Origin of the sequence: Pseudomonas sp. EGD-AK9, from assembly GCF_000465935.2 — a bacterium.
GTDB lineage: Bacteria > Pseudomonadota > Gammaproteobacteria > Pseudomonadales > Pseudomonadaceae > Aquipseudomonas.
Window position 1 is genome coordinate 17,134 of sequence record NZ_AVOF01000240.1, and the last position, 24,487, is coordinate 41,620.

The 24,487-nt window shown below is 65.9% G+C and carries 21 protein-coding genes; 12 read left to right on the forward strand and 9 right to left on the reverse strand.

Features of this window, described 5'->3' with window-relative positions; genetic code table 11:
* Nucleotides 1-31: 31 nt before the first annotated feature.
* From N878_RS12205 to N878_RS12220, 4 genes are all read left to right on the forward strand, one after another.
* A complete protein-coding gene (locus N878_RS12205) occupies nt 32-730 on the forward strand; it encodes a histidine phosphatase family protein (RefSeq protein WP_021443934.1) in 699 nt (232 codons plus the stop codon).
* A 57-nt stretch (nt 731-787) separates the two neighbouring features.
* Entirely contained in the window at nt 788-1,099 is a 312-nt protein-coding gene (locus N878_RS12210; RefSeq protein ID WP_003239871.1) for an SCP2 sterol-binding domain-containing protein, read from the forward strand.
* Between the two features lie 207 nt (nt 1,100-1,306).
* Nucleotides 1,307-2,374, forward strand: coding sequence for a phosphotransferase family protein (locus tag N878_RS12215; protein ID WP_021443935.1), 1,068 nt, complete (start codon nt 1,307-1,309; stop codon nt 2,372-2,374).
* A 16-nt stretch (nt 2,375-2,390) separates the two neighbouring features.
* Nucleotides 2,391-3,158, forward strand: a complete 768-nt coding sequence (locus N878_RS12220) for an SDR family oxidoreductase (RefSeq protein WP_021443936.1) — start codon at nt 2,391-2,393, stop codon at nt 3,156-3,158.
* 120 nt (nt 3,159-3,278) lie between these two features.
* Here the strand turns inward: N878_RS12220 and N878_RS12225 are convergent, their stop codons facing one another.
* A complete protein-coding gene (locus tag N878_RS12225; RefSeq protein WP_021443937.1) occupies nt 3,279-3,926 on the reverse strand; it encodes a hypothetical protein in 648 nt (215 codons plus the stop codon).
* Between the two features lie 101 nt (nt 3,927-4,027).
* On the opposite strand from N878_RS12225, the gene N878_RS12230 reads away from it, so the two are divergent.
* Nucleotides 4,028-4,807 (forward strand): TSUP family transporter, encoded by a 780-nt coding sequence (locus N878_RS12230; protein WP_021443938.1) that lies wholly within the window; start codon nt 4,028-4,030, stop codon nt 4,805-4,807.
* A 91-nt stretch (nt 4,808-4,898) separates the two neighbouring features.
* Here the strand turns inward: N878_RS12230 and nudC are convergent, their stop codons facing one another.
* From nudC to N878_RS12265, 7 genes are all read right to left on the reverse strand, one after another.
* Nucleotides 4,899-5,723, reverse strand: coding sequence for an NAD(+) diphosphatase (gene nudC, locus N878_RS12235; protein WP_021443939.1), 825 nt, complete (start codon nt 5,721-5,723; stop codon nt 4,899-4,901).
* The gene (locus N878_RS12240) at nt 5,723-7,402 is read right to left on the reverse strand and encodes a hypothetical protein (RefSeq protein ID WP_031303091.1); all 1,680 of its coding nucleotides are present in this window, start codon (nt 7,400-7,402) and stop codon (nt 5,723-5,725) included. The genes nudC and N878_RS12240 overlap by 1 nt, the downstream gene beginning before the upstream one ends.
* 46 nt (nt 7,403-7,448) lie before the next feature.
* Complete coding sequence (locus N878_RS12245; protein ID WP_031303093.1) at nt 7,449-8,261, reverse strand: crotonase/enoyl-CoA hydratase family protein; 813 nt, start codon at nt 8,259-8,261, stop codon at nt 7,449-7,451.
* A gap of 200 nt (nt 8,262-8,461) precedes the next feature.
* Entirely contained in the window at nt 8,462-10,705 is a 2,244-nt protein-coding gene (locus tag N878_RS12250) for an Orn/Lys/Arg decarboxylase N-terminal domain-containing protein (protein ID WP_021443942.1), read from the reverse strand.
* Between the two features lie 121 nt (nt 10,706-10,826).
* Complete coding sequence (gene dnaQ / locus N878_RS12255; RefSeq protein WP_031303094.1) at nt 10,827-11,564, reverse strand: DNA polymerase III subunit epsilon; 738 nt, start codon at nt 11,562-11,564, stop codon at nt 10,827-10,829.
* A gap of 83 nt (nt 11,565-11,647) precedes the next feature.
* Nucleotides 11,648-12,100: a ribonuclease HI gene (rnhA, locus tag N878_RS12260; protein ID WP_021443944.1), complete on the reverse strand. Its 453-nt coding sequence runs from the start codon at nt 12,098-12,100 to the stop codon at nt 11,648-11,650.
* Nucleotides 12,101-12,151: 51 nt separating this feature from the next.
* Nucleotides 12,152-12,910, reverse strand: a complete 759-nt coding sequence (locus N878_RS12265) for a methyltransferase domain-containing protein (protein WP_021443945.1) — start codon at nt 12,908-12,910, stop codon at nt 12,152-12,154.
* A gap of 72 nt (nt 12,911-12,982) precedes the next feature.
* Here N878_RS12265 and gloB point away from each other — a divergent pair, with 72 nt between their 5' ends.
* Nucleotides 12,983-13,756: a hydroxyacylglutathione hydrolase gene (gloB, locus tag N878_RS12270; RefSeq protein ID WP_021443946.1), complete on the forward strand. Its 774-nt coding sequence runs from the start codon at nt 12,983-12,985 to the stop codon at nt 13,754-13,756.
* A gap of 174 nt (nt 13,757-13,930) precedes the next feature.
* Complete coding sequence (locus N878_RS12275) at nt 13,931-15,496, forward strand: lytic transglycosylase domain-containing protein (RefSeq protein ID WP_031303095.1); 1,566 nt, start codon at nt 13,931-13,933, stop codon at nt 15,494-15,496.
* On the opposite strand, the gene N878_RS12280 is transcribed toward N878_RS12275, so the two are convergent.
* The gene (locus N878_RS12280; protein ID WP_156350878.1) at nt 15,497-16,939 is read right to left on the reverse strand and encodes an HDOD domain-containing protein; all 1,443 of its coding nucleotides are present in this window, start codon (nt 16,937-16,939) and stop codon (nt 15,497-15,499) included.
* Nucleotides 16,940-17,086: 147 nt separating this feature from the next.
* Between N878_RS12280 and N878_RS12285 the strand changes: the two genes are divergently transcribed.
* From N878_RS12285 to N878_RS12305, 5 genes are read left to right on the forward strand one after another with little or no spacing between them, the layout of a single operon-like run.
* Entirely contained in the window at nt 17,087-18,916 is a 1,830-nt protein-coding gene (locus tag N878_RS12285) for an extracellular solute-binding protein (RefSeq protein WP_021443949.1), read from the forward strand.
* Nucleotides 18,913-20,760 (forward strand): extracellular solute-binding protein, encoded by a 1,848-nt coding sequence (locus N878_RS12290; protein ID WP_021443950.1) that lies wholly within the window; start codon nt 18,913-18,915, stop codon nt 20,758-20,760. Before N878_RS12285 ends, N878_RS12290 begins: the two co-directional genes overlap by 4 nt.
* Nucleotides 20,760-21,845 (forward strand): microcin C ABC transporter permease YejB, encoded by a 1,086-nt coding sequence (locus N878_RS12295; protein ID WP_021443951.1) that lies wholly within the window; start codon nt 20,760-20,762, stop codon nt 21,843-21,845. Before N878_RS12290 ends, N878_RS12295 begins: the two co-directional genes overlap by 1 nt.
* 2 nt (nt 21,846-21,847) lie before the next feature.
* Nucleotides 21,848-22,867, forward strand: coding sequence for an ABC transporter permease (locus tag N878_RS12300; RefSeq protein WP_021443952.1), 1,020 nt, complete (start codon nt 21,848-21,850; stop codon nt 22,865-22,867).
* Between the two features lies 1 nt (nt 22,868).
* Nucleotides 22,869-24,482, forward strand: a complete 1,614-nt coding sequence (locus N878_RS12305; protein ID WP_021443953.1) for an ABC transporter ATP-binding protein — start codon at nt 22,869-22,871, stop codon at nt 24,480-24,482.
* Nucleotides 24,483-24,487 lie beyond the last annotated feature (5 nt).

Genomic DNA, 24,487 nt, shown 5'->3' on the forward strand with positions numbered 1-24,487 from the left:
GAACTTTCAACGCGCCGGGACCGAAACGGACGTGGGCAGCATTTACCTGATTCGACATGGCCAGGCCTCATTCGGCGCGGACGACTACGATGTCCTGTCTGCCACCGGCGTGCGCCAGGCCGAAGTATTGGGCGAGCACCTGAATCAGCTCGGCATCGTCTTCGATCGTTGCGTCAGCGGCAGCCTGCGCCGCCAGCAGCATACCGCCAATGCCGCGTTGCAGCGCATGAGCGACGCCCCGCCGCTGGACATCGACGCGGCCTTCAACGAGTTCGACGCCGATGCGGTGATCCGCGCCCTGCTCCCCGGCATCCTGCCCGAAGAACCCGAGGCCCTGCATATCCTGCGTAACGGCGCGCAGAACCGTGCCGAGTTCCAGCGCCTGTTCTCCAAGTTGATTGCCCGCTGGGTTTGCGGCGAGTACGAGCAGCCCGGCCTGCAGAGCTGGCAGGCCTACGTCGAGCAGGTCGAAGGCGGCCTGACCCGCATCCTCGAGCAGGCCCGGAGCAAACAGAACATCGCCGTGTTCACCTCCGGCGGCACCATCACCGCCCTGCTCCGGCTGATCACCGGCGTACCGGCGGACAAGGCCTTCGAACTGAATTGGCAAATCGTCAACACCTCGCTCAGCCAGCTGAAGTTCCGCGGCCGCGAGGTGAGTCTGGCTTCCTTCAACAGCCATGTGCATCTGCAGCTGCTGAAGGCGCCGGAGCTCATCACCTACCGATGAGTTTTGGCCCACTGCGGCCGCGAGGCTGCGCGAAAAACCTGAAAAAAGGATAAGACCATGAGCGTTGCTGACATCGTCCAAACCATGCAATCCAAGTTCAACGCCAGCGCCGCTGCCGGCCTGGATCTGGTGTTCCAGTTCAATATCGAAGACGGCGAGAACTACGCGCTGATCGTCAAGGACGGCACCTGCGCCGTCGAGCAAGGCGACAACCCGAACGCCAACGTGACCCTGATCATGGACAGCGAAACCCTCAAGGGCATCACCAGCGGCGAAACCGACGGCATGCAGGCCTTCATGGCCGGCAAGCTGCGCGCCGAAGGCGACATGATGCTGGCGATGAAGCTGGGCGAACTGTTCCCGGTCTAAGCGCCTAGGCTGACCGTGACACAGACGAAACCGGAGTCCTTGGGCTCCGGTTTTTTTATGCGCAGCCGCCGCCTGCGGGCGAATCAGGCAGCTTGATTGTGGTGCAACACGCCCGCCTATAACGGCGCGTATTGCTTGTGACGGTTCGGGTGCAGCATTAGATTAGCCAATTATCTAGGGCACCCATCATAAGTAGAAGGGATAAGCATGGCGCTCACCGACCAATCCACCCGCATCCGCGCAGGCGAAGAGCTCGACGCCGCCGTCATCGACGCCTATCTCAAGGCCCATATTCCCGGCCTGAGCGGCGCAGCGAAGATCAGCCAGTTCCCCGGCGGCGCCTCGAACCTGACCTACCTGATCGAGTACCCGCAGCAGGAGTTCGTCCTGCGCCGCCCGCCATTCGGCCACAAGGCCAAGTCGGCGCACGACATGGGCCGCGAGTACCGCATCCTCAACCAGCTCAATGCCGGTTTCCCCTACTGCCCCAAGGCCTACGTGCACTGCACCGACGAGTCGGTGATCGGCGCCGAGTTCTACGTGATGGAGCGGGTCAAGGGCATCATCCTGCGCTCGGAGATGCCGGCCGAGCTGAACTTCAGCCCCGAGCAGACCCGCGCGCTGTGCAAGAGCTTTATCGACAAGCTGGTGGAGCTGCACAACGTCGACTACAACGCCTGCGGCCTCGGCGACCTGGGCAAGCCGGAAGGCTATGTGGAGCGCCAGATCGGCGGCTGGATCAGCCGTTACGAGAAGGCCCTGACCCCCGATGCGCCCACCTGGGAGCCGGTCAAGGCCTGGCTGCGCGACAAGATGCCGGCCGACCACCACAAGCCGGGCATCGTGCACAACGACTACCGCTTCGACAACGTCATCCTCGACCCGAACAACCCGATGCAGATCATCGGCGTGCTCGACTGGGAAATGACCACCATCGGCGACCCGCTGATGGACCTGGGCAACACCCTGGCCTACTGGATCGAGGCCGGCGACCCGGCGCCGGTGCAACTGATGCGCCGCCAGCCGAGCAACGCCCCCGGCATGCTCACCCGCCAGCAGTTCGTCGACTATTACGCCAAGCAGGCCGGCATCGAGATCAAGAGCTTCGACTTCTATTACACCTACGGCCTGTTCCGCCTGGCCGGCATCGTCCAGCAGATCTACTACCGCTTCTACCATGGCCAGACCCAGGACAAGCGTTTCGCCCAGTTCATTCAGATGAACAAGCTGCTGGAGCAGATGAGCCTGCAGGTCATCGGCAAATCCACTCTCTAACCCCGGGGTAATCACAATGTCCAAGACCCAACTGTTCGACCTCGACGGCAAGATCGCCTTCGTTTCCGGCGCCAGCCGCGGCATCGGCGAGGCCATCGCCAAGCTGCTGGCCCAGCAAGGCGCGCACGTGATCGTCTCCAGCCGCAAGCTCGAGGGCTGCCAGGCCGTGGCCGACGCCATCATCGCCGAGGGCGGCAAGGCCACTGCCATCGCCTGCCACATCGGCGAGATGGAGCAGATCGCCAGCGTCTTCGCGCAGATCAAGGAGCAGTTCGGCCGCCTCGACATCCTGGTCAACAACGCCGCCACCAACCCGCAGTTCTGCAACGTGCTGGATACCGACCTCGGCGCCTTCCAGAAGACCGTGGACGTGAATATCCGCGGCTACTACTTCATGTCCATCGAAGGCGGCAAGCTGATGAAGGCGGGTGGCGGCGGCTCGATCATCAACGTCGCCTCGATCAACGGCGTCTCGCCCGGCGAGTTCCAGGGCATCTACTCGGTGACCAAGGCCGCGGTGATCAGCATGACCAAGGTGTTCGCCAAGGAGTGCGCGCAGTTCGGCATCCGCTGCAACGCCCTGCTGCCTGGCCTGACCGACACCAAGTTCGCCTCGGCACTGACCAAGAACGACGCCATTCTCAACATGGCGCTGCAGCGTATTCCGCTCAAGCGCGTGGCCGACCCCAGCGAGATGGCCGGCGCGGTGCTGTACCTGGCCAGCGCAGCGTCCAGCTACACCACCGGCGTGGCGCTCAACGTCGACGGCGGCTTCCTCTCCTGAGGTCAAGCGGCATAAACGACGAAGGCACCCTAGGGTGCCTTTTTGCTTTGTAGGATATTTCGCTCTCCTCTCCCGCCCTTCGGACACCCTCCGGGTCGCCAAATGGCCGCAAAGCGGCCGCTACCAATCCTTCAATGCCGCTTCGGCTGCCGGATTCATCGGCTCGGCCAGCAGCCCGGTCGGCGTCAGGCTGACGCTGTACACCGCATCGGCGGCGATCGGCAGGTAGGTCACGCGCAATGCCTGCGGGTCGAACAGCAGCAGGTCGCGCTGGCTCAGGCGCAGCCAGCGCCACAGGTCGACGCCGTAGGGACTCTCGGCCAGCTGCACGCGACCGTGCTGGGCCAGGGCCTGCTGTTCGATGGCGAGAAAGCGCCCGGACAAGCGCTCGAAACGGTAGCCGGGCTCCAGGCCGATCAGCTCGGCCAGGCCCTTCCAGCGGATCAGCCGACCATCGAGCTGCCACAGATCACCCTCCAGGATCAGCGTGCGCTCGCGGCCACCTTCCAGCAGGCTGACGCGGTAACGCTGCGGGCCGTCGGCCTTGAAACTGAGCGTCGCCAGCGGCTTACCCTGCGGCAACGGCGCGTAGCTGTAGAGGTCGTAGGCGACCAGGCCGACCAGGCCGGCCAGGGCAAGGAACGCCAGGCCGCAGGTGCCGCGCAGCCAGCCGAGAAACCAGCCGCTATTGAGCAGAATGCGCAGCGCCACCAGCAGTGCCAGCACCGCCAGCAGCGCCACCGCCCAGGCCAACCCGTCGTATTGCATCTATTGCGTTCCTTCCGCCGGAAAATCCCGGCATTATGCGCAGCTCGCCGGACGCCGAACAGTCGGCAGGCTGCGCACTCGCCCACAAGTCGACACTTTATATGCCCTTCGCTCTCGAACTCGCCATCGATCCCAGCACCCTGGCCATCCTGGCGCTGGTCGCCTTCATCGCCGGATTCATCGACGCCATCGCCGGCGGCGGCGGCCTGCTGACCATTCCCGCGCTGCTCACCGCCGGGCTGCCGCCGCACCTGGTGCTGGGCACCAACAAGCTGTGCGCCACCTTCGGCTCGGGCACCGCGGCGCTGACCTTCTACCGGCGCAAGCTGTTCGATCCCGGACAATGGCGCGGGGCGCTGCTGGCCACGCTGATCGGCGCCCTGCTCGGCGCGCTGATCGCCCACTGGCTGCCGGCCGAATGGCTCAACCAGATGCTGCCGGCGGTGGTGTTCGCCTGCGGTCTGTACCTGCTGTTCGGTCGCACGCCCGAAGCGCCGAGCGAGCAGAACCTGCCCATCGCCCGCGGCCGCCAGTGGCCGCAAGGCCTTGGCCTGGGCTTCTACGACGGCGTCGCCGGCCCCGGCACTGGCGCCTTCTGGACCGTCAGCAGCCTGCTGCTCTACCCGCTCGACCTGGTTCGCGCCAGCGGCGTGGCACGTACCATGAACTTCGTCAGCAACGCCGCGGCGCTGGCGGTGTTCATCGCCTTCGGGCAGGTGGCCTGGGTGCTGGGACTGAGCATGGGCGCGGCGTTGATGGTCGGCGCCTTCCTCGGCGCACGCACGGCGATCAAGGGCGGCTCGAAGTTCATCCGCCCGGTGTTCATCCTGGTGGTGCTGGCGCTGACCGCGCGCCTGGCCTGGCAGCACTGGTTTGGCTAGCTCCGACGGGCCATCCGGGATCTTGTAGGAGCGGCTTGAGCCGCGAAAAGGTAACCGAGGTTCGCGGCCGAAGCCGCTCCTACAAGGGGTCTTACGCTGGCAGCACAGGCTCGGGCAAACCCAATCGGCGTGCCACGTAGAGATCGATCAGGTGGCGGGCGATGGAGCGCGACGCCGGCAGCGGCGGCAAGTCGTCGACGCGGAACCAGCGGGCATCCTCGATCTCGTCCGCCTGCATGACGATCTCGCCGCCGGCGTACTCGGCGTGAAAGCCGAGCATCAGCGAATGCGGGAAGGGCCAACCCTGACTGCCGATGTACTGCAGGTTGCGCACCTCGACGCCGACTTCCTCGCGCACCTCGCGCGCCACGCAATGTTCCACCGACTCGCCCGGCTCGACGAAGCCGGCCAGGGTGCTGTAGACCCCGGCAACGAAACGCGGCGAACGGGCCAGAAGGATTTCGTCGCCGCGGCTGACCAGCACGATCATGCTCGGCGAGATGCGCGGATAGTGTTGCGACTCGCAGGCGTCGCAGCGCATCGCCCGCTCGCCGGGTAGCTGGCGGGTCGGCGCGCCGCAACTGCCGCAGAAACGATGCTCGGCATACCAGGTGCCGATCTGCGCGGCGTAGGCGAGCATGCGGAAGGTCTCGGCCTCGCCCTGCAGCATGAACTGGCGCAGGCTCTGCCAGCTGGCGCCGTCCAGCTGGGTGGAGGGCGTAACCTGCAGCAGGTAGACGGCATCCTCGCCGAAATGACCGATGCCCTGCTCGGCGAGAATGTCCAGCTCCTGGCGCTTGATCCAGTCGCGGGGAAACAGCACGCCGTTGGCGTCGGCGAGAAACTGCTGCTGGCAGTACAGCAGCGCCCAACCGCCGGGCCGGGCGGGGTCGAGAAAGGCGTTGCGCCAGACCATCAGGCCGCCACCGGCATTCCCAGGGCCTTGACGCTCTCCTCGGCCAGGTCGAGTACACTGGGCTGGGTTTCCGGACGCAGCACGGCGCCGGCTTCCAGGTAGTACTCCAGGCTGCTCAGGGCGTCGGCCAGGGTTTCCAGCATCTGCTCGGAGGGCATCTGCCCGGACTCGAGCATGCGCGTCTGGATATAGTCGGCGCAGGCGCCGACCAGGGTCGCCGCACGGCGCTGCTCGAGGAACCACAGGCCGCCACGCACCGCCTGCAGGCTGAACGGCACGTTGGCCAGGTGCATCCTGTCGCCGCCGGCTTCCAGGTAGGCGGTGATCGCACGCTTGGCCAGGGCCAGGCCGGCCTGAGCCTCATCGACCACGACGATGCGCGCCTCGTTGAGCTGGTGGCTGGCGAAGGAATCGGCCTCGCTGCCCGGCTCGGCCGGGGTCGGCCGCGTGTCGCGGCTTTCGCCGCGTTCCAGACTGGCGACCATGCCTTCGACGTAGAGCACCGCATCGGCCAGCTTGTGCAACTGCGCAGGCGCCGGCGGCGTGGCGTCGCTCCAGGCGGCGACCAGTGGCAACTGGGCGCCGAGGGCGTTGCCGGCGGAGGTCAGGCCGACCATGCCCAGGGTCTTGGCCAGCTTGCCGAGCAGGGCGTGCAGCGTGCCCAGGGTCTCGCTCTGCAGGGTGCCGCGCTCCATCAGGTCGAGCATGTCCTTGACGCTGGCCAGCTCCTCGCGAATGGCGGTGGACAGCGAACGCATCACCGCCTTGCCGGGGCCGGCCAGGCGCTGGTACTCGGCTTCCAGCAGGTGGTCAGTGAACGGCAGCGGGGTCAGGCCGAACACCTGGCGCATGGCGCTGGCATGCGGGCCGTGACTGTCGGCCAGGGCCACCAGGTACAGCAATTCCTTGAGCAGGCTGCGCGGCGCCTCGTACTGCGGGTTGCCCAGCATCAGCTTGAGTTCGCGATCCAGGCGCGAGAACAGCTGCTTGCGCGACTTGCGCGGCAGCAACTGGCCGTCGCTCTGCGCCTCAATGGCGGCGGCGCCGATCCAGCACATGCGCCCGCGCGGCTCGTTGGCGAACAGGCTGTCCAGGCGGCCCATGGCGCGCACCATCAGCTTGAGGCTGGCCTGTGGGTTCTGCTCGCGGATAAAGCCGAGCAAGCCCACCTGGTACATATGGCGCAGGCGCTTGCCTTCGGCCAGCTTGGCCGCGCCGTCGAGTGCCAAGCTGGCGCTGTGCGGTCGGGCCTGGTCGAGGCGCACGCTGAAGAAGAAGCTTTCCGGCAGCGGCTGCTGGGCGCCGGCCTGGCGCAGGTCGTTGATCGCCGGCAGCAGCAGCTCGGGCATTTCCTGGCGATGGGCGTCGACGTTTTCCAGGTAGCGGCGCAGCACGTGCAGCGCGTTGCTCAGCGCCGCCAGCTGCACGTCGCGCTCCTCGCCGGCGCCGGCGGGGATGTCGGTGGCCTGGTCCAGCACTTCCTGGGCCAGCAGCTCGGCGCCGGCCAGCTCGATCAAATTGAGCGTGCCGCGCACCTGCTGCAGGCTCTCCACCGCCTGCTGCAACAGGCTGCCGTTGTGCCGTTCGGCGATGAAGTGCTCGAGGCTCTGCTCGGCCTCTTCCATGGTGACGAACAGTTCGTCGCGCACCAGGCTCAGGGATGTGGCTCCACTCACCATGCTCTAGGCACCTCGCGGCTCGCTGCGGACAACAGTGGATACGGCATCAGTCGGCGAACTCCGGTTTCTGCTTGCTCATGTGCGCTGTCATGGCCAGGCGCAGGTCTTCGGACTGCAGCATGGCCGCGTTCCAGGTGGCGATGTACTCGAGGCCATCGTCGACCCGGTGGTCGCGCATGTAGCGAATCATTTCCTTGGTGCCGCGCACCGCCACCGGCGACTTAGCCGCGATCTCGCCGGCGATCTGCAGCACCCCGGCGAGCAGCGCCTCCTGGCTCTCGTAGGTGCGGTTGACCAGACCGATGCGCTGGGCCTCGGCGCCGTCGATGCTGCGCCCGGTGAACGCCAGCTCGCGCATCATGCCATCGCCGATGATCCGCGGCAGGCGCTGCAGGGTGCCGACGTCGGCGGCCATGCCCATGTCGATTTCCTTGATCGAGAACTGCGCGTCCAGCGTGGAATAACGCATGTCGCAAGCACTGATCAGGTCGATGGCGCCGCCCAGGCAGTAGCCCTGGATGGCTGCCAGCACCGGCTTGCGGCACTGGTCGACGGCGTTGAAGGACGCCTGCAGCTCGAGGATCTTGCGCCGCAGGGCATCGGCATTGCGGCCGACGTCCTTGCCCAGCTGGGCGCCGACCGAGGCCAGCAGCATCAGGTCGATGCCGGAGGAGAAATGCTTGCCGGCGCCGGACAGCACCACCACCCGCACCGCATCGGTGGCGTCGACCCAGCGGAAGATCTCGACGATCTCGCGCCAGAAGTCGGCGTTCATGGCATTGACCTTGTCCGGACGGTTGATCTGCACATGGGCGATCTTGTCCGCCAGTTCGACGCGAAAGGCTTGGTAGTCGGACACGGCAGTCATCCTCAGCCGCTGCTCGGCAGCGCACGCAATTATTTTGTGATTAAAACCGAGCAACTATAACAAGCACGACATAAAAGTCGATGCTTGCCGCTGTGACGCAGGGCACGCCCCGGAGGTTAAGAACTGCTTTGACTATCGTGAATAAGGGATTGATCTGCCGAGGGTCTCGCCCCCTCGGCAGAGCACCAAGCTCACTCCACCAGGCAGTCGACGCAGTACTGGCCGGCCTCGGTCTGCAGGCCGTGCACGTCGATATCGAAGCCCGGGAAGGCCTGGTCGAAGGTGCGGGCGAAGGCCAGGTAGTCGAGGATCGAACGGCTCGCCGCGGTGAAGCGTTCGCCCGGCATGATCAGCGGGATGCCCGGCGGATAGGGCACCAGCATCACTGCGGCGATGCGCCCCTCCAGCCGCTCGATCGGCACTGCCTCCACCGCGCCGCGCACCAGGCGATCGTAGGCGTCGGCCGGTTTGATCGCCACTTCCGGCAGCGCCGTGTACATGCTTTTCAGCGCCTTGGCCGTGGCGTTGTCGCGGTAGCAGCCGTGCAACGCGTCGCACAGGTCGCGCAGGCCCATGCCCTGGTAGCGCCCCGCGCCGGCCTGGGCGATGGACGGCAGCACCTGGGTCAGCGGCAGGTTGGCGTCGTAGCTGCGCTTGAACTCCAGCAGTTCGGTCAGCAGGGTGCTCCACTTGCCCTTGGTGATGCCCATGGAGAACAGCACCAGGAAGGAATACAGACCGGTCTTCTCCACCACCAGGCCACGCTCCCAGAGGAACTTGCTGACCACCGCCGCGGGGATGCCCTGCTCCTCCAGCTTGCCGGCGGCATTGAGTCCGGGCATCACCAGGGTCACCTTGATCGGATCGAGCAGCACGTAGTCCTCGGCCACTTCACCGAAGCCATGCCAGTCGGCATCCGGCTGCAACACCCAGTCGGCGGTGGCCAGGCTATCGGCACCGTCGGCCGCCGCCGGCTGCCAGATGCTGAACCACCAGTCATCGGCGTCGAGATTGCGCCGCACGTTGGCCAGGGCGCGGCGGAAGCTCAGCGCCTCGTCGAAGGTTTCCTGAATCAGCGAGCGGCCAGCCGGGCCCTCCATCATCGCCGAGGCCACGTCCAGCGAGGCGATGATGCCGTACTGCGGCGAGGTGGAGATGTGCATCATGAAGGCTTCGTTGAAGCGGTCGCGATCCAGCTGGCGCTGCCCGCCGTCCTGCACGTGAATCATCGAGGCCTGGCTGAAGGCCGCCAGCAGCTTGTGCGTGGAATGGGTGCTGAACACCAGTGGCGAATGTTCGTCGCACCGGGTGCCCATGCCGTAGCGCCCGGCGTAGAACTCGTGGAAGGCGGCGTAGGCGTACCAGGCCTCGTCGAAGTGCAGCACCTCGACCGAATCGCCCAGGGCCTGCTTGACCATCTCGGCGTTGTAGCACAGACCGTCGTAGGTGGAGTTGGTCACCACCGCCAGCTTGACCTTGGGCGCGCGCCCCTTGGCCAGCGGGCTGGCGTCGATCTTGGCCTGGATCGACTCCCTGCTGAACTCACTCAGGGGAATCGGCCCGATGATGCCCAGCTCGTTACGCTCCGGGCACAGGTACAGCGGAATGGCGCCGGTCATGATGATCGAATGCAGGATCGACTTGTGGCAGTTGCGATCCACCAGTACCAGGTCGTCGCGGCCGACCATCGAGTGCCAGACGATCTTGTTCGCCGTCGAGGTGCCGTTGATCACGAAGAAGGTGTGGTCGGCGCCGAAGTTGCGCGCGGCGCGGGCCTCGGCCTCGGCCAAGGGGCCCGTGTGATCGAGCAGCGAGCCCAGCTCCGGCACCGACACGGACAAGTCCGAGCGCAGCGTGTTCTCGCCGAAGAACTGGTGGAAGGCCTGCCCCACCGGGCTCTTGCGGTAGGCCACACCGCCGCCGTGGCCGGGCGTGTGCCAGGAATAGTTCGATTGCGCGGTGTGCTGCACCAGCGCCTTGAAGAACGGCGGTAGCAGGCCGTCGAGGTAATTGTGTGCGGCGCGCGCCACCTGGCGGGCGAGGAAGGACACGGTGTCCTCGTATAGATAGAGGATGCCGCGCAGGTGGTTGAGATCGGCCATGGCCTCGGCCGGCGCGTTCTCGATGGTGACCTGCTCGCCCAGGGCGAAGATCGGCAGCTGCGGCGCGCGCACCCGGGCGATGCGGATCAGCTCGACCATGTCCTGCAGCAGGCGCTGGTTCTCCCCCGCGCCCTCGGCGGCCACCAGGATGCAGGCCAGGCCGTGGTGGGTGGAGGCGACGATGCGCCCCTCGGCGGCGCTGGCGGTGGGCAGGATGCTGAAACCGTCCTGCGTCAGCTCCTGGGCGATAGCACGCACGCGATCACCGGCGACGGTATCGGCCTTGATATCGCGGTGGACGATGAGGACGGGGAATTTGAGGTCTTTGTACATTGTGACGTCCTGAAGGCTGGCAGGTCCGACCTGCCCATCGTCTCAGGGTAGAGATTCGCCCGAACGGGCGGAACCCCCCATGCGTCACGCTATACGAAAAGGTCGCAATTGCGCTGTTGGCTTATTCCGGCGCCTGTTCCAACTGCGCCCACAAGGCCGGCCCACCGGCGGATTTCTCGATGGCCGCCAGCCGCGTCAGGTGCGCGGCCAGCTCGTCCTGGCTGGCGCGAATCACCCGGGTGCGCGGCCGCGCGGCGTCCAGACGGCGGATCGGAGTGGCCTGCTGACGACCGCTGCCATCGCCGTCGCCGCCTTCGCCGGCCAGCGACAGGTTGGTCTGCCCGCCGGTCATCGCCAAGTAGACGTCGGCAAGGATCTCCGAGTCGAGCAAGGCGCCGTGCAGTTCGCGGTTGGAATTGTCCACGCCGTAGCGCTTGCACAGCGCATCCAGGCTGTTGCGCTGCCCCGGATGCCGCTCGCGCGCCATCATCAGGGTGTCGAGCACGGTGCAGTAGTCGCTGACGTCGGCGCGTTCGCTCTGCCCCAGCAGGGCGAACTCGTTGTTGATGAAGCCGACGTCGAACGCCGCGTTGTGGATGATCAGCTGGGCGCCCTTGATGAATTCGTAGAACTCATCGGCCACGTCCTTGAACCGCGGTTTGTCGGCGACGTATTCGTTGGTGATGCCGTGAACCGCGATGGCGCCTTCGTCGATCTCGCGATCCGGGTTGAGGTAGACGTGAAAATGCCGCCCGGTCAGGCGCCGGCCCATCAGCTCGACGCAGCCGATCTCGATGATGCGGTGCCCCTCGGCGACCGGCATACCCGTGGTTTCGGTGTCCAGCACCACGTAGCGGATGACACTGTTATCGCTTGTCACGTCTCGTCTCTCTCATCAATCGCTTGCCGCACGCGGCCAACGCGGCATCTTAACCCAGCGGCTCAGCGCGCCGCGCGCACCTCGTCGACGCCGCGGTTGGCCAGCTGGTCGGCACGCTCGTTGCCAGGATGGCCGGTGTGGCCGCGCACCCATTGCCAGCTGACCTGGTGACGGTTGACCTCCTCGTCCAGCTTCTGCCAGAGGTCGGCATTCTTCACCGGCTCCTTGGCAGCGGTTTTCCAGCCGCGCTTCTTCCAGTTCGGCAACCATTCCTGGATGCCCTTCATCACGTACTGCGAGTCGGTCACCAGCTTGACCGAGCAGGGCCGGGTCAGGGCGACCAGCCCGGCAATCGCCGCCATCAGCTCCATGCGATTGTTGGTGGTACTGGGATCGCCGCCCCAGAGTTCCTTTTCCGCCCCCCGGTAGACCAGTAGAGCGCCCCAGCCGCCGGGGCCAGGATTGCCCTTGCAGGCACCATCGGTATAGATCACGACTTGATCGGTTTCAGACATTGTTTCCAGGCCTACGAAAATCGCCGCGCGCAGGCGCTTCTCGTAGAGCGCCTAACGTTCGGCATTGCGCCGGCTGACCTTGGCCACCGGCATCGGCAGCAGCTTGCCCATGGGCTCGCGGCGTGCCGGACGCAGCGGGCGCAAGCCGACCACCAGCTTGCGCGCCACCAATAGATAGAAGCCGGCGCCCGGCAACTGCCAGGCCTCGCCCCATTGCTCCAGTCGGCTCAGGCGCGCTTGCCAGGCCGCTGCAGCGAGCGGCGGACGATAGCACCCGAAGCGGCGTTTCTCCAGCGCGAAGCCGAGCAGGGTCAACCAGTCGCCGACCCGATTGGGCGAGATGCAGCGTGCGCGCTTGAGTCCGTCGCCGGCGAACAGGCTGCAGGCGCCCCAGCTGCTCCAGGGGTTGATGCCGAGAATCAGCAGATGGCCGCCCGGCCGCACGCTGCGCGCCGCCTCGCGCAGCAGGCCGTGCGGCGACAGGCTGAAATCCAGGCCGTGCTGCAGCACCACCACGTCGGCGGCGTGCTCGCTGAGCGGCCAGGCCTGCTCCTCGCAGACGATCTGCACCCCCGGCAGCGGCGCCCCGAGGCGCACGTTGCACTGGATCTGCCCGGCATCCGGCGGCGGCTCGGCCCCCGGGCCATAGCTGACCAGGTAACCGCCAAAGAATTTCGCCAGCTCCTCCTCCAGCAGGCGCCGCTCCTCGCCCAGCAGCAACTGGCCGAGCGGCCCGGCCAGCCAGTCACGGGCCTCGCCGATCAGCTTGAGCCAGTCGGGGTCGGCCTGGGCGAATGCCTGATCGCTCATCGGATTCCTCTCATGACAGTCGTCGTGCATGGGGACTAAGATGCACCTTTATTAGCAGCTTAGCGACCCGCAATGATCCGCATCGATGCCCTGCCCGCCTTCACCGACAACTACCTCTGGTTGCTGCAGGATGCCGCCAGCCAGCGCTGCGCCGTGGTCGACCCGGGCGATGCGGCGCCGGTGCTGGCCTGGCTTCAGGCCCATCCGGGCTGGCAACTCAGCGACATCCTGGTCACCCATCATCATTTCGACCATGTCGGCGGCATCGAAGGGCTCAAGGCCGCCACCGGCGCCCGCGTGCTCGGTCCGGCAGACGAAAACATCCCGGGACGGGACCTGGGCCTGAGCGACAACGACAGCATCGAGGTGCTCGGCCTGAAGTTTCGGGTCATCGCCGTGCCCGGTCATACCCTCGGTCATATCGCCTATTACCAGGCCGAGCAGCACCTGCTGTTCTGCGGCGACACCCTGTTCGCCGGCGGCTGCGGGCGCCTGTTCGAGGGTACGCCGCAGCAGATGCACGAATCGCTCGGGCGCCTGGCGGCGCTGCCCGGCGCCACCCAGGTGTATTGCACCCATGAGTACACCCTGAGCAACCTGCGCTTCGCCCAGGCGGTGGAGCCGGACAATCCGCAGATCGCCGCCCGTCTGGCCGAGGTCAGCCGCTGGCGCGAGGCCGGGCGCATCAGCCTGCCCTCGAACATCGCCCTGGAGCTGGCCAGCAATCCCTTCCTGCGCACTGCCGAGGCTGCAGTGATCGGCGCCGCCGAACGGCGCGACGGCCGGCCCCATGCCGAACCAAGCGCTGTGTTCGCCAGCCTGCGCGCCTGGAAAGACCAGTTCTAAAAGCACGACGGGCGCGCAAAAAAACGCCTGGAGCGTTTATTGACGTCGCTCTGCGACGGCCCGGCAGGCTGACCGACAGGGATGCCGGTCACAAAAGACTGGTGAAAACTTGACCAGTCCAGGCTCGATTCCTAGAATCGCCCGACCTTTTCGCCGGGAATACCACCTCGACCAATGCCTTTATCACCACGCAAGCCCTTGAATTTAAAGGCATTGGCACAAAGCACTCAGGTGCTCGTGGTGATGTGCTGCATGACCCTGGCCGGCTGTCAGAGCCTGGCTCCGTCCGCTCCGGCCGACGCCGACACCTCGCGCGCCGTCGGCCTGGAGCGGGAGCCGGAGTGGCTCAGCAGCCAGGTCAAGCCTCGCGAATACGCCGATATCTGGGAGCGCATGCGCGACGGCTTCAAGCTGCAGGACGAGATCGGCATCAACCCGCGCATCGAACGCCTGCGCCTGTGGTACGCCAGCAACCCCAAGCACGTCGATACCGTCAGCGAACGCAGCGCCCCCTATATCCACTACATCGTCGAACGCCTGGCCGAGCGCGACATGCCCATGGAGCTGGCGCTGCTGCCGGTGATCGAGAGCGCCTACGACCCGCAGGCCTACTCCTCCGCCCACGCCGTCGGCCTGTGGCAGTTCATCCCTTCCACCGGCCGTCACTACAACCTGCGCCAGACCAGTTGGTACGACGGCCGTCGCGACGTCACCGCCTCGACCCAGGCCGCGCTCAACTACCTGAGCCGCCTGCACGAGATGTTCAACGGCGACTGGCTGCTCGCCCTGGCCGCCTACAACGCCGGCGAAGGCCGCATCAGCCGGGCCATCGAGCGCAACGAGAAACTCGGCCTGCCCAGCGACTACTGGAACCTGGCGCTACCCAAGGAAACCGAAGACTACGTGCCCAAGCTGCTGGCCCTGTCGCAGGTGATCCTCACCCCGGAGGCCTACGGCGTGAGCCTGTCGCCGGTGGCCAACGAGCCCTATTTCGAACAGGTGGCGATCAAGCAGCACATGGACCTGTCGCGTGTCGCCCGCCTGGCCGACCTCGACGAGGAGGAGCTGCTGCAGCTCAACCCCGCCTACAAGCGCGGCATCACCCTCGACGGCCCGCAGCACCTGCTGGTGCCGACGGACAAGGCGGAGATGCTCAGCGCCAACCTGGCACTGATGAAACCGCAGGAGCTGGTCGCCTGGCAGAGCTACACCGTGCGCGCCGGCGACAGCCTGCATGGCATTGCCAACCGCCATCACCTGACGGTGAACACGCTCAAGGACGTCAACCGCCTCAGTGGCAACAACCTGCGTATCGGTCAGGTGCTGACCATTCCCGGCAAGCCCGGCGCGCAGCCGAGCGAACCGCTGTACCAGCGCAGCACGGCACAGGTGCCGGCAGCGCGCAGCTATCAGGTGAAAGACGGCGACAACCTGTGGCAGATCGCCCGCGCCCACCAGGTCTCGGTGCACGACCTGCAGCGCTGGAACAAGTTGCGGGGCAACCAGTTGAAGGTCGGCCAGCGCCTCAGCCTGGCGCCTGCCGACACGGGCAGCCAGGTCGCCAGCAACACGCGCAGCAGCACCTCGCGCGACAAGGCCACCTACTACCGGGTGCAGAAAGGCGACTCGCTGTACGTCATCGCCAAGCGTTTCAAGATCGACCTCAAGCGCCTGCAGGCCTGGAACCCGCGCAGCAGCAGCCTGCGCCCGGGACAGATGCTGACCCTCTATCTGCCCTGATCAGCGCCGGCTCAAGGCCTCCAGACAACGCCCGGTCAGCTGGGTGAAACGCTGGAAGGCGACGAACTGCTCGTGGCGCAGCGCGCGCCCGGACAACCGGCTGTCGGCGTAGAGCACGCCGATCTCCCGCGTCCCCGCAATGATCGGCGCGATAAAGAACATCCCCGCTCCCAGACTGCGGCGGATCGGCTGGGTGACCAGCTCGGCCAGGTTGTAGCTGGCCGGCACGCCCATCCAGATCGCCTCGCGATGGCGCAGGGCATAGCTGAAGACATGCGGCTGTTCCACCTGCTCGGCCGGCAGGACGAAATCCTTCAACCACTGCTCGGTCTTGTCGCCGATCACCCGCTTGGCGCGGAAACAGCTCTGCTCGTCGGCCAGCACCGCCAGCATCACCCGCTCCAAGCCGGCGCCGCGATGCAGGCCCTTGAGCAGGGTGTCGAGGATCAGGCCGACGTCGCCGCGCTTGCTCACCATCAGGCCGAGATCCTGCAAGGCCTGCTGCAGCACCAGCAGATCCGGCTGCAACAGGCGCGCCTTGCGCTCCTCCTGCTGCAGGCGGATCTGTTCGGGGTCGGTGTTGGGAATCAGCCGGCACAGCTTGCTGGCGCCGAAGGTGGAGGCCACCTTGACCGCCTCCTCGGCGCTGGCCAGCACCTGCTGCAGGGCATCCTCCGGGCTGAGGTCGACGAAGGCGGCCATCTTCGCCAGCACCGCCTCCATTTCCGGCGAATCCCAGCCGTGCAGCGCAGCCTCGCTGATGCGCACGCCCAGCTGCACCGCGTAGGCCGCCGGGTCGTGCTGGTTCGCGCCGGCATGCGCCAGGCTGACGGTTTCGCCCAGGTTCCAGCTTTTCACCAGGCCCTGGGTCAACTGGCGGAAACTGGTGCCGAGCACCTCGCGCACCGCCTCGTCCACCTCCACCCCGGGCTGGGCCAGGGCGGCGGCCAGCTCGTCGGCCTGTTCGCCGCCGCAGCCCCAGAACGCCAGTTCGCCCAGGTGATGGAGCAAGGCGGCGATGAACACTTCCTCGGCATGCTTGGAGAGCACGTACCCGGCGATGTTGCGCGCCTGCACCGCGGCGTGGAAGGAGCGCGCGAGCAGCTCCTGCAGCTGCTCGCGCGGAGCGCGGGTGAGCAGACCGTCGATCAGGCTGACCGACAGGCCGATCAGCCGCACGTTGTCGAAACCGATCAGCACGATGGCCCGCGAGATGGTCTTGATGGCCTCCTGCGAGGGGTTGTAATAGACGCTGTTGCCGACCCGCAGCACCTTGGAGGTCAGCGCCGCGTCGCGCAGCAGCACGTCGGCCAATTGCTGCACCGAGGCCGAATCCTGCTGCGCCAGGCGCTGCAAATCCTGCACCACGGCGGCCAGCGCGGGCAGTTCGGCTTGGTTCAAGCGATCGATCCATGACTGCAAACCATGGCTACGTTCTGGCAAATCGGTACCCTCGCTGAGCTTTCCCCAAGTGTATGCCAAAGTGCCGTCATTGCTTGCCTGGCACGGCGGTCTTTTTCCTGCCGATACAAGCTGTTACTGTACCGACCCAGAAGCCCAAAAGCCGCCATGGATCGGATCTCACCCCCGATGCGTTCCCCCCTCCCGCTGTTCCTCAGCCTGGCCTTGAGCTTTCCCGTCTCTGCGACCATCAGCGAGAGCCACGGCTACGCCCAGTTCGGGACGCTCAAATACCCCGCCAGCTTCAGCCATTTCGACTGGGTCAACCCCGAGGCGCCCAAGGGCGGCACCCTGCGGATCATGGCCTCGGGCACCTTCGACACGCTCAATCCCTACACTTTCAAGGGCAGCAGCCCGATCTCCACTGCGCATTTCCTGCAGTACGGGGTCAACGAGCTCAACGAGCCGCTGATGGTCGGCACCGGCGCCTACGACCCCTCCGGCGACGAGCCGGCCTCCAGCTACGGGCTGATCGCCGCCAGCGTGGAGTACAGCGAGGACCGCAGCTGGGTGGTGTTCAACCTGCGTCCCGAGGCGCGCTTTCACGACGGCAAGCCGATCACCGCCTACGACGTGGCCTTCTCCTACCGCCTGCTGCGCAGCGACGGCCATCCGCAGTACCGCACCCACCTGCAGGAGGTGAAGCGGGTCGACATCCTCAATCGCCAGCGCATCCGTTTCGTCTTCAAGCGCGCCGGCAACCCGCTGCTGATCCTGCGCCTGGGCGAGCTGCCGGTGCTGCCGCAGCACTACTGGAAGGACCGCGACTTCAAGGCCACTACCTTCGAGCCGCCGTTGGGCAGCGGCCCCTACCGCATCGCTCAGGTGGTGCCGGGGCGAAGCCTGGTGTTCCAACGGGTCAAGGACTGGTGGGGCAAGGATCTGCCGGTCAATCGCGGCAAGTACAACTTCGACCGCGTCGAGGTGGAGTTCTACCGCGACAACCACGTGGCCTTCGAGGCCTTCAAGGCCGGCGAATTCGACTTCTACATCGAGAACCAGGCGAAGAACTGGGCCAACGGCTACCGCTTTCCCGCCGTCACCCGCGGCGAGGTGATCCGCGCCGAGATCGCCCACCAGATCCCTACCCAGACCCAGGCACTGTTCATGAACACCCGCCGCGGCCTGTTCGGCCAGCGCAAGGTGCGCGAGGCGCTGGGACTGATGTTCGACTTCGAGTGGACCAACCGCACCCTGTTCAACAACTCCTACGTGCGCGCCAGCAGCTACTACCCCAACAGCGAGTTCTCCGCCACCGGCAAGCCGGAAGGCGCCGAGTGGCTGCTGCTGTCGCCGCACCGCGACAAGCTGCCGGCGCGGCTGTTCAGCCAGCCCATAGTGCAACCGGTGACCGACGGCCGCGGCATCCCGCGGGAAACCTTGCGCCGCGCCCTGGGTCTATTGGCCGACGCCGGCTGGAAGCCTGCCGGCCAGGACCTGCGCAACGCCCGCGGCGAGCGTTTCGAATTCGAGATCATGCTGGTCAACCCCAGCCTCGAGCGTATCCTCCAGCCCTACGTCGCCAACCTGGCCAGCATCGGCATCCGCGCCAACCTGCGCACCGTCGACCGCGCCCAGTACAAACAGCGCCTCGACCAGTTCGACTACGACATGATCCTGCTGACCCTGCCACAAACCTTGAGCCCTGGCCTGGAGCAGTCGCTGTATTTCCACTCCAGCCAGGTGAACGTCAAGGGCAGCAAGAACTACGCTGGCGTCGCCCACCCGGTGGTCGACGCGATGATCGACAAGCTGCTCTCGGCGCAGACCCGCGACGAACAGATCGCCGCCACCCGCGCCCTGGACCGGGTCTTGCTTTGGCAGCACTACAGCATCCCCAACTGGTACATCAACTATCACCGCCTGGCGTACCGCAACCGGTTCGCCTTCGTCACCACGCCGCCCTACACCCTGGGCCTGCGCACCTGGTGGCTGAAGCCCACGGAGAACGCTCGATGACCCACCCGCTGCGCAGTTTCCTGCTTCACGGTAGCAGCCTCATCCTGCTCGGCCTGGCCGGCCTCGCCCTCGCCGCCCCCAAACACGCGGTCACCCTCTACGACGAGGCGCCCAAGTATCCGGCCGGCTTCCAGCACTTCGAATACGCCAACCCCGATGCACCGAAAGGCGGCACCTTCCGCCAGGCCGGCTTCGGCGGCTTCGACAGCCTCAACCCCTTCATCAACAAGGGCGTCGCCGCCGACGATATCGGCCTGATCTACGACACCCTCACCGTGCAGAGCCAGGACGAGCCGTTCAGCGCCTACGGCCTGGTGGCGGAGAAGATCGAGAAGGCCCCCGACAATGCCTGGGTACGCTTCCACCTGCGCCAGGAGGCACGCTTTCACGACGGCACGCCGATCACCGCCGAGGACGTCAAGTTCACCTTCGATACCCTGATGGAGAAAGGCGCGCCCATGTACCGCGGCTACTACGCCGACGTCGAGCGGGTCGAGGTGGAATCGCCGCAACGCGTGCGCTTCGTCTTCAAGCACGCCGGCAATCGCGAGCTGCCGCTGATCGTCGGCCAGTTGCCGGTGCTGCCCAAGCACTGGTGGACCGAGCGCGACTTCAGCAAGAGCAACCTGGAGGTGCCGCTCGGCAGCGGCCCGTACCAGGTCGCCCGGGTACAGGCCGGGCGCAGCATCCGCTACGAGCGGGTGACGGACTGGTGGGCCAAGGACCTGCCGGTGAGCCGCGGTTTCTACAACTTCGACGCCATCCAGATCGACTACTACCGCGACAACACCGTGGCCCTGGAGGCGCTCAAGGCCGGCCAGTTCGACTACTGGCTGGAGACCAGCGCGAAGAACTGGGCCACCGCCTACAGCGTGCCGGCCGTGGCCAACGGCCAGTTGGTCAAGGAAGAGATCCAGAACCGCAACCCTACCGGCATGCAGGGCTTCGTCTTCAACACCCGCCGCGCGCAGTTCCAGGATCGTCGCGTGCGCGAGGCCCTCGGCCTGCTGTTCGACTTCGAGTGGGCCAACAAGCGCCTGTTCAACGGCGCCTACACCCGCACCCGCAGCTACTTCGACAACTCCGAGCTGGGCTCCAGCGGCCTGCCGGGCGAGGACGAGCTGGCCATTCTCGAACCGCTGCGCGGCCAGATCCCGGCCGAGGTATTCAGCGAGGAGTACCGCGTGCCGACCACCGACGGCAGCGGCATCATCCGCGAGCAGCAGCGCCGCGCCTACCAGTTGCTGCAACAGGCCGGCTGGCGCATCGACGGCGACCGCATGCTGGATGCCAGCGGCCAGCCGGTGAGCTTCGAGTTCCTCCTGGCGCAGACCGAATTCGAGCGCATCCTGCTGCCGTTCAAGCGCAACCTGGCTGATCTCGGCATGGAGCTGGTGATCCGCCGGGTCGACGTCTCGCAGTACATCAATCGCCTGCGCTCGCGCGACTTCGACATGATCGTCGGCGGCTTCGGTCAGTCCAACTCGCCGGGCAACGAGCAGCGCGAGTACTGGCACTCCTCCAGCGCCGACAATTCCGGCAGCCGCAATTTCATCGGCCTCAAGGATCCGGCCATCGACCAGATCGTCGAGGGACTGATCAACGCCGACTCGCGCCAGAGCCTGATCGCCCATACCCGCGCCCTCGACCGCGTGCTGCTGTGGGGCCACTACGTGATCCCCAACTGGCACATCAAGACCTGGCGCGTGGCCTACTGGAACCGCTTCGAACACCCCAAGGTGACGCCGCTCTATGACATCGGCCTGCACACCTGGTGGGTACGCCCTGGCCTCGAAGAGCCAAGCGAGGCCCAGCAACAGGCGACCGAAGAGGCGAAGCAATAATGCTGGCCTATATCCTTCGCCGCCTGCTGCTGATCATCCCGACCCTGTTCGGCATTCTGGTGATCAACTTCGTCATCATCCAGGCCGCGCCCGGCGGCCCGGTCGAGCAGATGATCGCCAAGCTGGAGGGGTTCGATGCGGCCGCCGGCGGCGCCACCGGGCGCATCGGCGGCGGTGGCGCCGAAGTCTCGGTGGCCGGCTCCAATTACCGCGGCGCCCAGGGCCTCGACCCGCAGCTGATCGCTGAGATCGAGAAGATGTACGGCTTCGACAAGTCGGCGCCGGAGCGTTTCTGGATCATGCTGAAAAACTACGCGCGGCTGGACTTCGGCGAGAGCTTCTTCCGCGACGCCAAGGTCATCGACCTGATCGTCGAGAAAATGCCGGTGTCGATCTCCCTGGGGCTGTGGAGCACCTTGATCATGTACCTGGTCTCCATCCCCCTGGGGATCGCCAAGGCCACCCGCCACGGCAGCGCCTTCGACGTCTGGACCAGCTCGGCGATCATCGTCGGTTATGCCATCCCGGCCTTCCTCTTCGCCATCCTGCTGATCGTGCTGTTCGCCGGCGGCAGCTACTTCGACTGGTTCCCGCTGCGCGGCCTGACCTCGAACAACTTCGACGAGCTAAGCCTCGGCGGCAAGATTCTCGACTATCTCTGGCACCTGGTGCTGCCGGTTACCGCGCTGGTGATCGGCAACTTCGCCACCCTGACCCTGCTGACCAAGAACAGCTTCCTCGACGAGATCAACAAGCAGTACGTGGTCACCGCCCGCGCCAAGGGCCTGACCAACCACCGCGTGCTCTACGGTCACGTGTTCCGCAACGCCATGCTGCTGATCATCGCCGGCTTCCCCGCCGCCTTCATCGGCATCTTCTTCACCGGCTCCTTGCTGATCGAAGTGATCTTCTCCCTCGACGGCCTCGGCCTGATGAGCTTCGAGGCGGCGATCAACCGCGACTACCCGGTGGTGTTCGGCACCCTGTTCATCTTCACCTTGCTGGGGCTGATCGTGAAATTGATCGGTGACATCACCTACACCCTGGTCGATCCACGTATCGACTTCGAAAGCCGGGAGGGCTGAATATGAAGCTTTCCCCGCTCAATCAACGGCGTTTCGAGCGTTTCAAGGCGCACAAGCGCGGCTGGTGGTCGCTGTGGCTGTTCCTCGTGCTGTTCGGCCTGAGCCTGGGCGCCGAGCTGATCGCCAACGACAAGCCGCTGGCGGTGCGCTACGACGGCCAGTGGTACTTCCCGGTACTCAAGCGCTACCCGGAGACGGTGTTCGGCGGCGAGTTCCCGCTGCAGGCCAACTACAAGAGCCCCTATATCCAGGAGCTGATCGCGGCAAAGGACGGCTGGATGCTCTGGCCGCCGATTCCCTTCAGCTACTCGAGCATCAACTACGACCTGGAAGTGCCCGCCCCCGCCCCGCCCTCGGCGCAGAACTGGCTGGGCACCGACGATCAGGGCCGTGACGTGCTGGCACGGGTGATCTACGGCTTTCGCATCTCGGTGCTGTTCGCCCTGATCCTGACCCTGGCCAGCTCGGTGATCGGCGTGATCGCCGGCGCCCTGCAGGGCTTCTACGGCGGCTGGGTCGATCTGCTCGGCCAGCGCTTCCTGGAAATCTGGTCGGGCCTGCCGGTGCTCTACCTGCTGATCATCCTCGCCAGCTTCGTCCAGCCGAACTTCTGGTGGCTGCTGGGCATCATGCTGCTGTTCTCCTGGATGAGCCTGGTCGACGTGGTGCGCGCCGAATTTCTGCGCGGGCGTAACCTGGAATACGTGCGTGCCGCGCGGGCGCTGGGCATGGAGAACGGCGCCATCATGTTCCGCCATATCCTGCCCAACGCCATGGTTTCGACCATGACCTTCATGCCCTTCATCCTCACCGGCGCCATCGGCACCCTCACCGCCTTGGACTTCCTCGGCTTCGGCCTGCCACCCGGCGCCCCCTCGCTCGGTGAACTGGTCGCCCAGGGCAAGAGCAACCTGCAGGCGCCCTGGCTGGGCATCAGCGCCTTCGCCGTGCTGGCGATCATGCTGAGCCTGCTGGTGTTCATCGGCGAAGCCGCCCGCGATGCCTTCGACCCGAGGAAATGACATGAGCCAGCACGAAACCCTGCTGCAAGTACGCGACCTGGCCGTCGAGTTCGTCATGGGCGAGCAATGCCAGCGCGTGGTCGAAGGCGTCAGCTTCGACATCCGCAAGGGCGAGACCCTGGCCCTGGTCGGCGAAAGCGGCTCGGGCAAGTCGGTCACCGCCCACTCCATCCTGCGCCTGCTGCCCTACCCGCTGGCGCGCCATCCGGCCGGCAGCATCGAGTATGCCGGCGAGGACCTGCTCAAGCTCGGCGAGGGCCGTCTGCGCGGCATCCGCGGCAACCGCATCGCCATGGTGTTCCAGGAGCCGATGACCTCGCTCAACCCGCTGCACAGCATCGAAAAGCAGATCAACGAGGTGCTCGCCCTGCACAAGGGCCTGCGCGGCAAGGCCGCCAGCGCCCGCACCCTGGAACTGCTGGAGCTGGTCGGCATCCCCGAGCCAGCCAAGCGCCTCAAGGCCTACCCGCACGAGCTGTCCGGCGGCCAGCGCCAGCGGGTGATGATCGCCATGGCCCTGGCCAACGAGCCCGAGCTGCTGATCGCCGACGAACCGACCACCGCACTGGACGTCACCGTGCAGCTGAAAATCCTCGAACTGCTCAAGGATCTGCAGGCGCGCCTGGGCATGTCGCTGCTGCTGATCAGCCACGATCTCAATCTGGTGCGCAGAATTGCCCATCGCGTATGTGTCATGCAGCAAGGTCGCATCGTCGAACAGGCGTCGTGTGAAAACTTGTTCCAGGCGCCACAGCATCCCTATACCAAGGAACTGCTCGGCGCCGAACCCAGCGGCGAGCCCGCGGCCAACCCCGTGGGCCAGCCGCTGCTGGAAGTGGACGACCTGCGCGTATGGTTCCCGATCAAGAAGGGCCTGCTGCGCCGGACGGTAGATCATGTCAAGGCGGTGGACGGCATCAACTTCAGCCTGCCCCAGGGTCAGACCCTGGGCATAGTCGGCGAAAGCGGTTCCGGCAAATCCACCCTGGGCATGGCCATCCTGCGGCTGCTCGCCAGTCGCGGCGACATCCGCTTCCAGGGCCAGCAGTTGCAGGGTCTGAGCCAGCATGAGGTACGGCCGCTGCGGCGGCAGATGCAGGTGGTGTTCCAGGACCCCTTCGGCAGCCTGAGCCCGCGCATGTCGGTGGGCCAGATCGTTGGCGAGGGCCTGCGCATTCATGGCATGGGCAACGAGGCGGAGCAGGAACAGGCGATCATCGACGCGCTTTTGGAGGTAGGGCTGGACCCGCAGACGCGGCACCGCTACCCCCACGAGTTTTCCGGCGGGCAACGGCAGCGGATTGCCATTGCTCGGGCACTGGTGTTGAAACCGGCGCTGATCCTGCTGGACGAGCCCACCTCGGCGCTCGACCGCACGGTACAGCGTCAGGTGGTGGAGTTGTTGCGCGGCTTGCAGGCCAAGTACAACCTGACCTATCTGTTTATCAGCCATGACCTGGCGGTAGTCAGAGCGCTGAGCCACCAACTGATGGTGGTCAAGCAGGGCCAGGTGGTCGAACAGGGGTCTGCCGAGTCGATCTTCGGCGCACCGCAACACCCTTATACACAGCAGTTGCTGGAAGCCGCTTTCATGGCCCCGGCAACCGCTCACTGATCCTT

Excerpts from the sequence above, each read along its gene's own strand:
- N878_RS12210 (WP_003239871.1), top strand. The coding sequence starts at position 788 with ATGAGCGTTGCTGACATCGTCCAAACCATGCAATCCAAGTTCAACGCC.
- N878_RS12215 (WP_021443935.1), top strand. The coding sequence starts at position 1,307 with ATGGCGCTCACCGACCAATCCACCCGCATCCGCGCAGGCGAAGAGCTC.
- N878_RS12220 (WP_021443936.1), top strand. The coding sequence starts at position 2,391 with ATGTCCAAGACCCAACTGTTCGACCTCGACGGCAAGATCGCCTTCGTT.
- N878_RS12225 (WP_021443937.1), bottom strand. The coding sequence starts at position 3,926 with ATGCAATACGACGGGTTGGCCTGGGCGGTGGCGCTGCTGGCGGTGCTG.
- N878_RS12230 (WP_021443938.1), top strand. The coding sequence starts at position 4,028 with ATGCCCTTCGCTCTCGAACTCGCCATCGATCCCAGCACCCTGGCCATC.
- nudC (WP_021443939.1), bottom strand. The coding sequence starts at position 5,723 with ATGGTCTGGCGCAACGCCTTTCTCGACCCCGCCCGGCCCGGCGGTTGG.
- N878_RS12240 (WP_031303091.1), bottom strand. The coding sequence starts at position 7,402 with ATGGTGAGTGGAGCCACATCCCTGAGCCTGGTGCGCGACGAACTGTTC.
- N878_RS12250 (WP_021443942.1), bottom strand. The coding sequence starts at position 10,705 with ATGTACAAAGACCTCAAATTCCCCGTCCTCATCGTCCACCGCGATATC.
- rnhA (WP_021443944.1), bottom strand. The coding sequence starts at position 12,100 with ATGTCTGAAACCGATCAAGTCGTGATCTATACCGATGGTGCCTGCAAG.
- N878_RS12265 (WP_021443945.1), bottom strand. The coding sequence starts at position 12,910 with ATGAGCGATCAGGCATTCGCCCAGGCCGACCCCGACTGGCTCAAGCTG.
- gloB (WP_021443946.1), top strand. The coding sequence starts at position 12,983 with ATGATCCGCATCGATGCCCTGCCCGCCTTCACCGACAACTACCTCTGG.
- N878_RS12275 (WP_031303095.1), top strand. The coding sequence starts at position 13,931 with ATGCCTTTATCACCACGCAAGCCCTTGAATTTAAAGGCATTGGCACAA.
- N878_RS12285 (WP_021443949.1), top strand. The coding sequence starts at position 17,087 with ATGCGTTCCCCCCTCCCGCTGTTCCTCAGCCTGGCCTTGAGCTTTCCC.
- N878_RS12290 (WP_021443950.1), top strand. The coding sequence starts at position 18,913 with ATGACCCACCCGCTGCGCAGTTTCCTGCTTCACGGTAGCAGCCTCATC.
- N878_RS12295 (WP_021443951.1), top strand. The coding sequence starts at position 20,760 with ATGCTGGCCTATATCCTTCGCCGCCTGCTGCTGATCATCCCGACCCTG.
- N878_RS12300 (WP_021443952.1), top strand. The coding sequence starts at position 21,848 with ATGAAGCTTTCCCCGCTCAATCAACGGCGTTTCGAGCGTTTCAAGGCG.
- N878_RS12305 (WP_021443953.1), top strand. The coding sequence starts at position 22,869 with ATGAGCCAGCACGAAACCCTGCTGCAAGTACGCGACCTGGCCGTCGAG.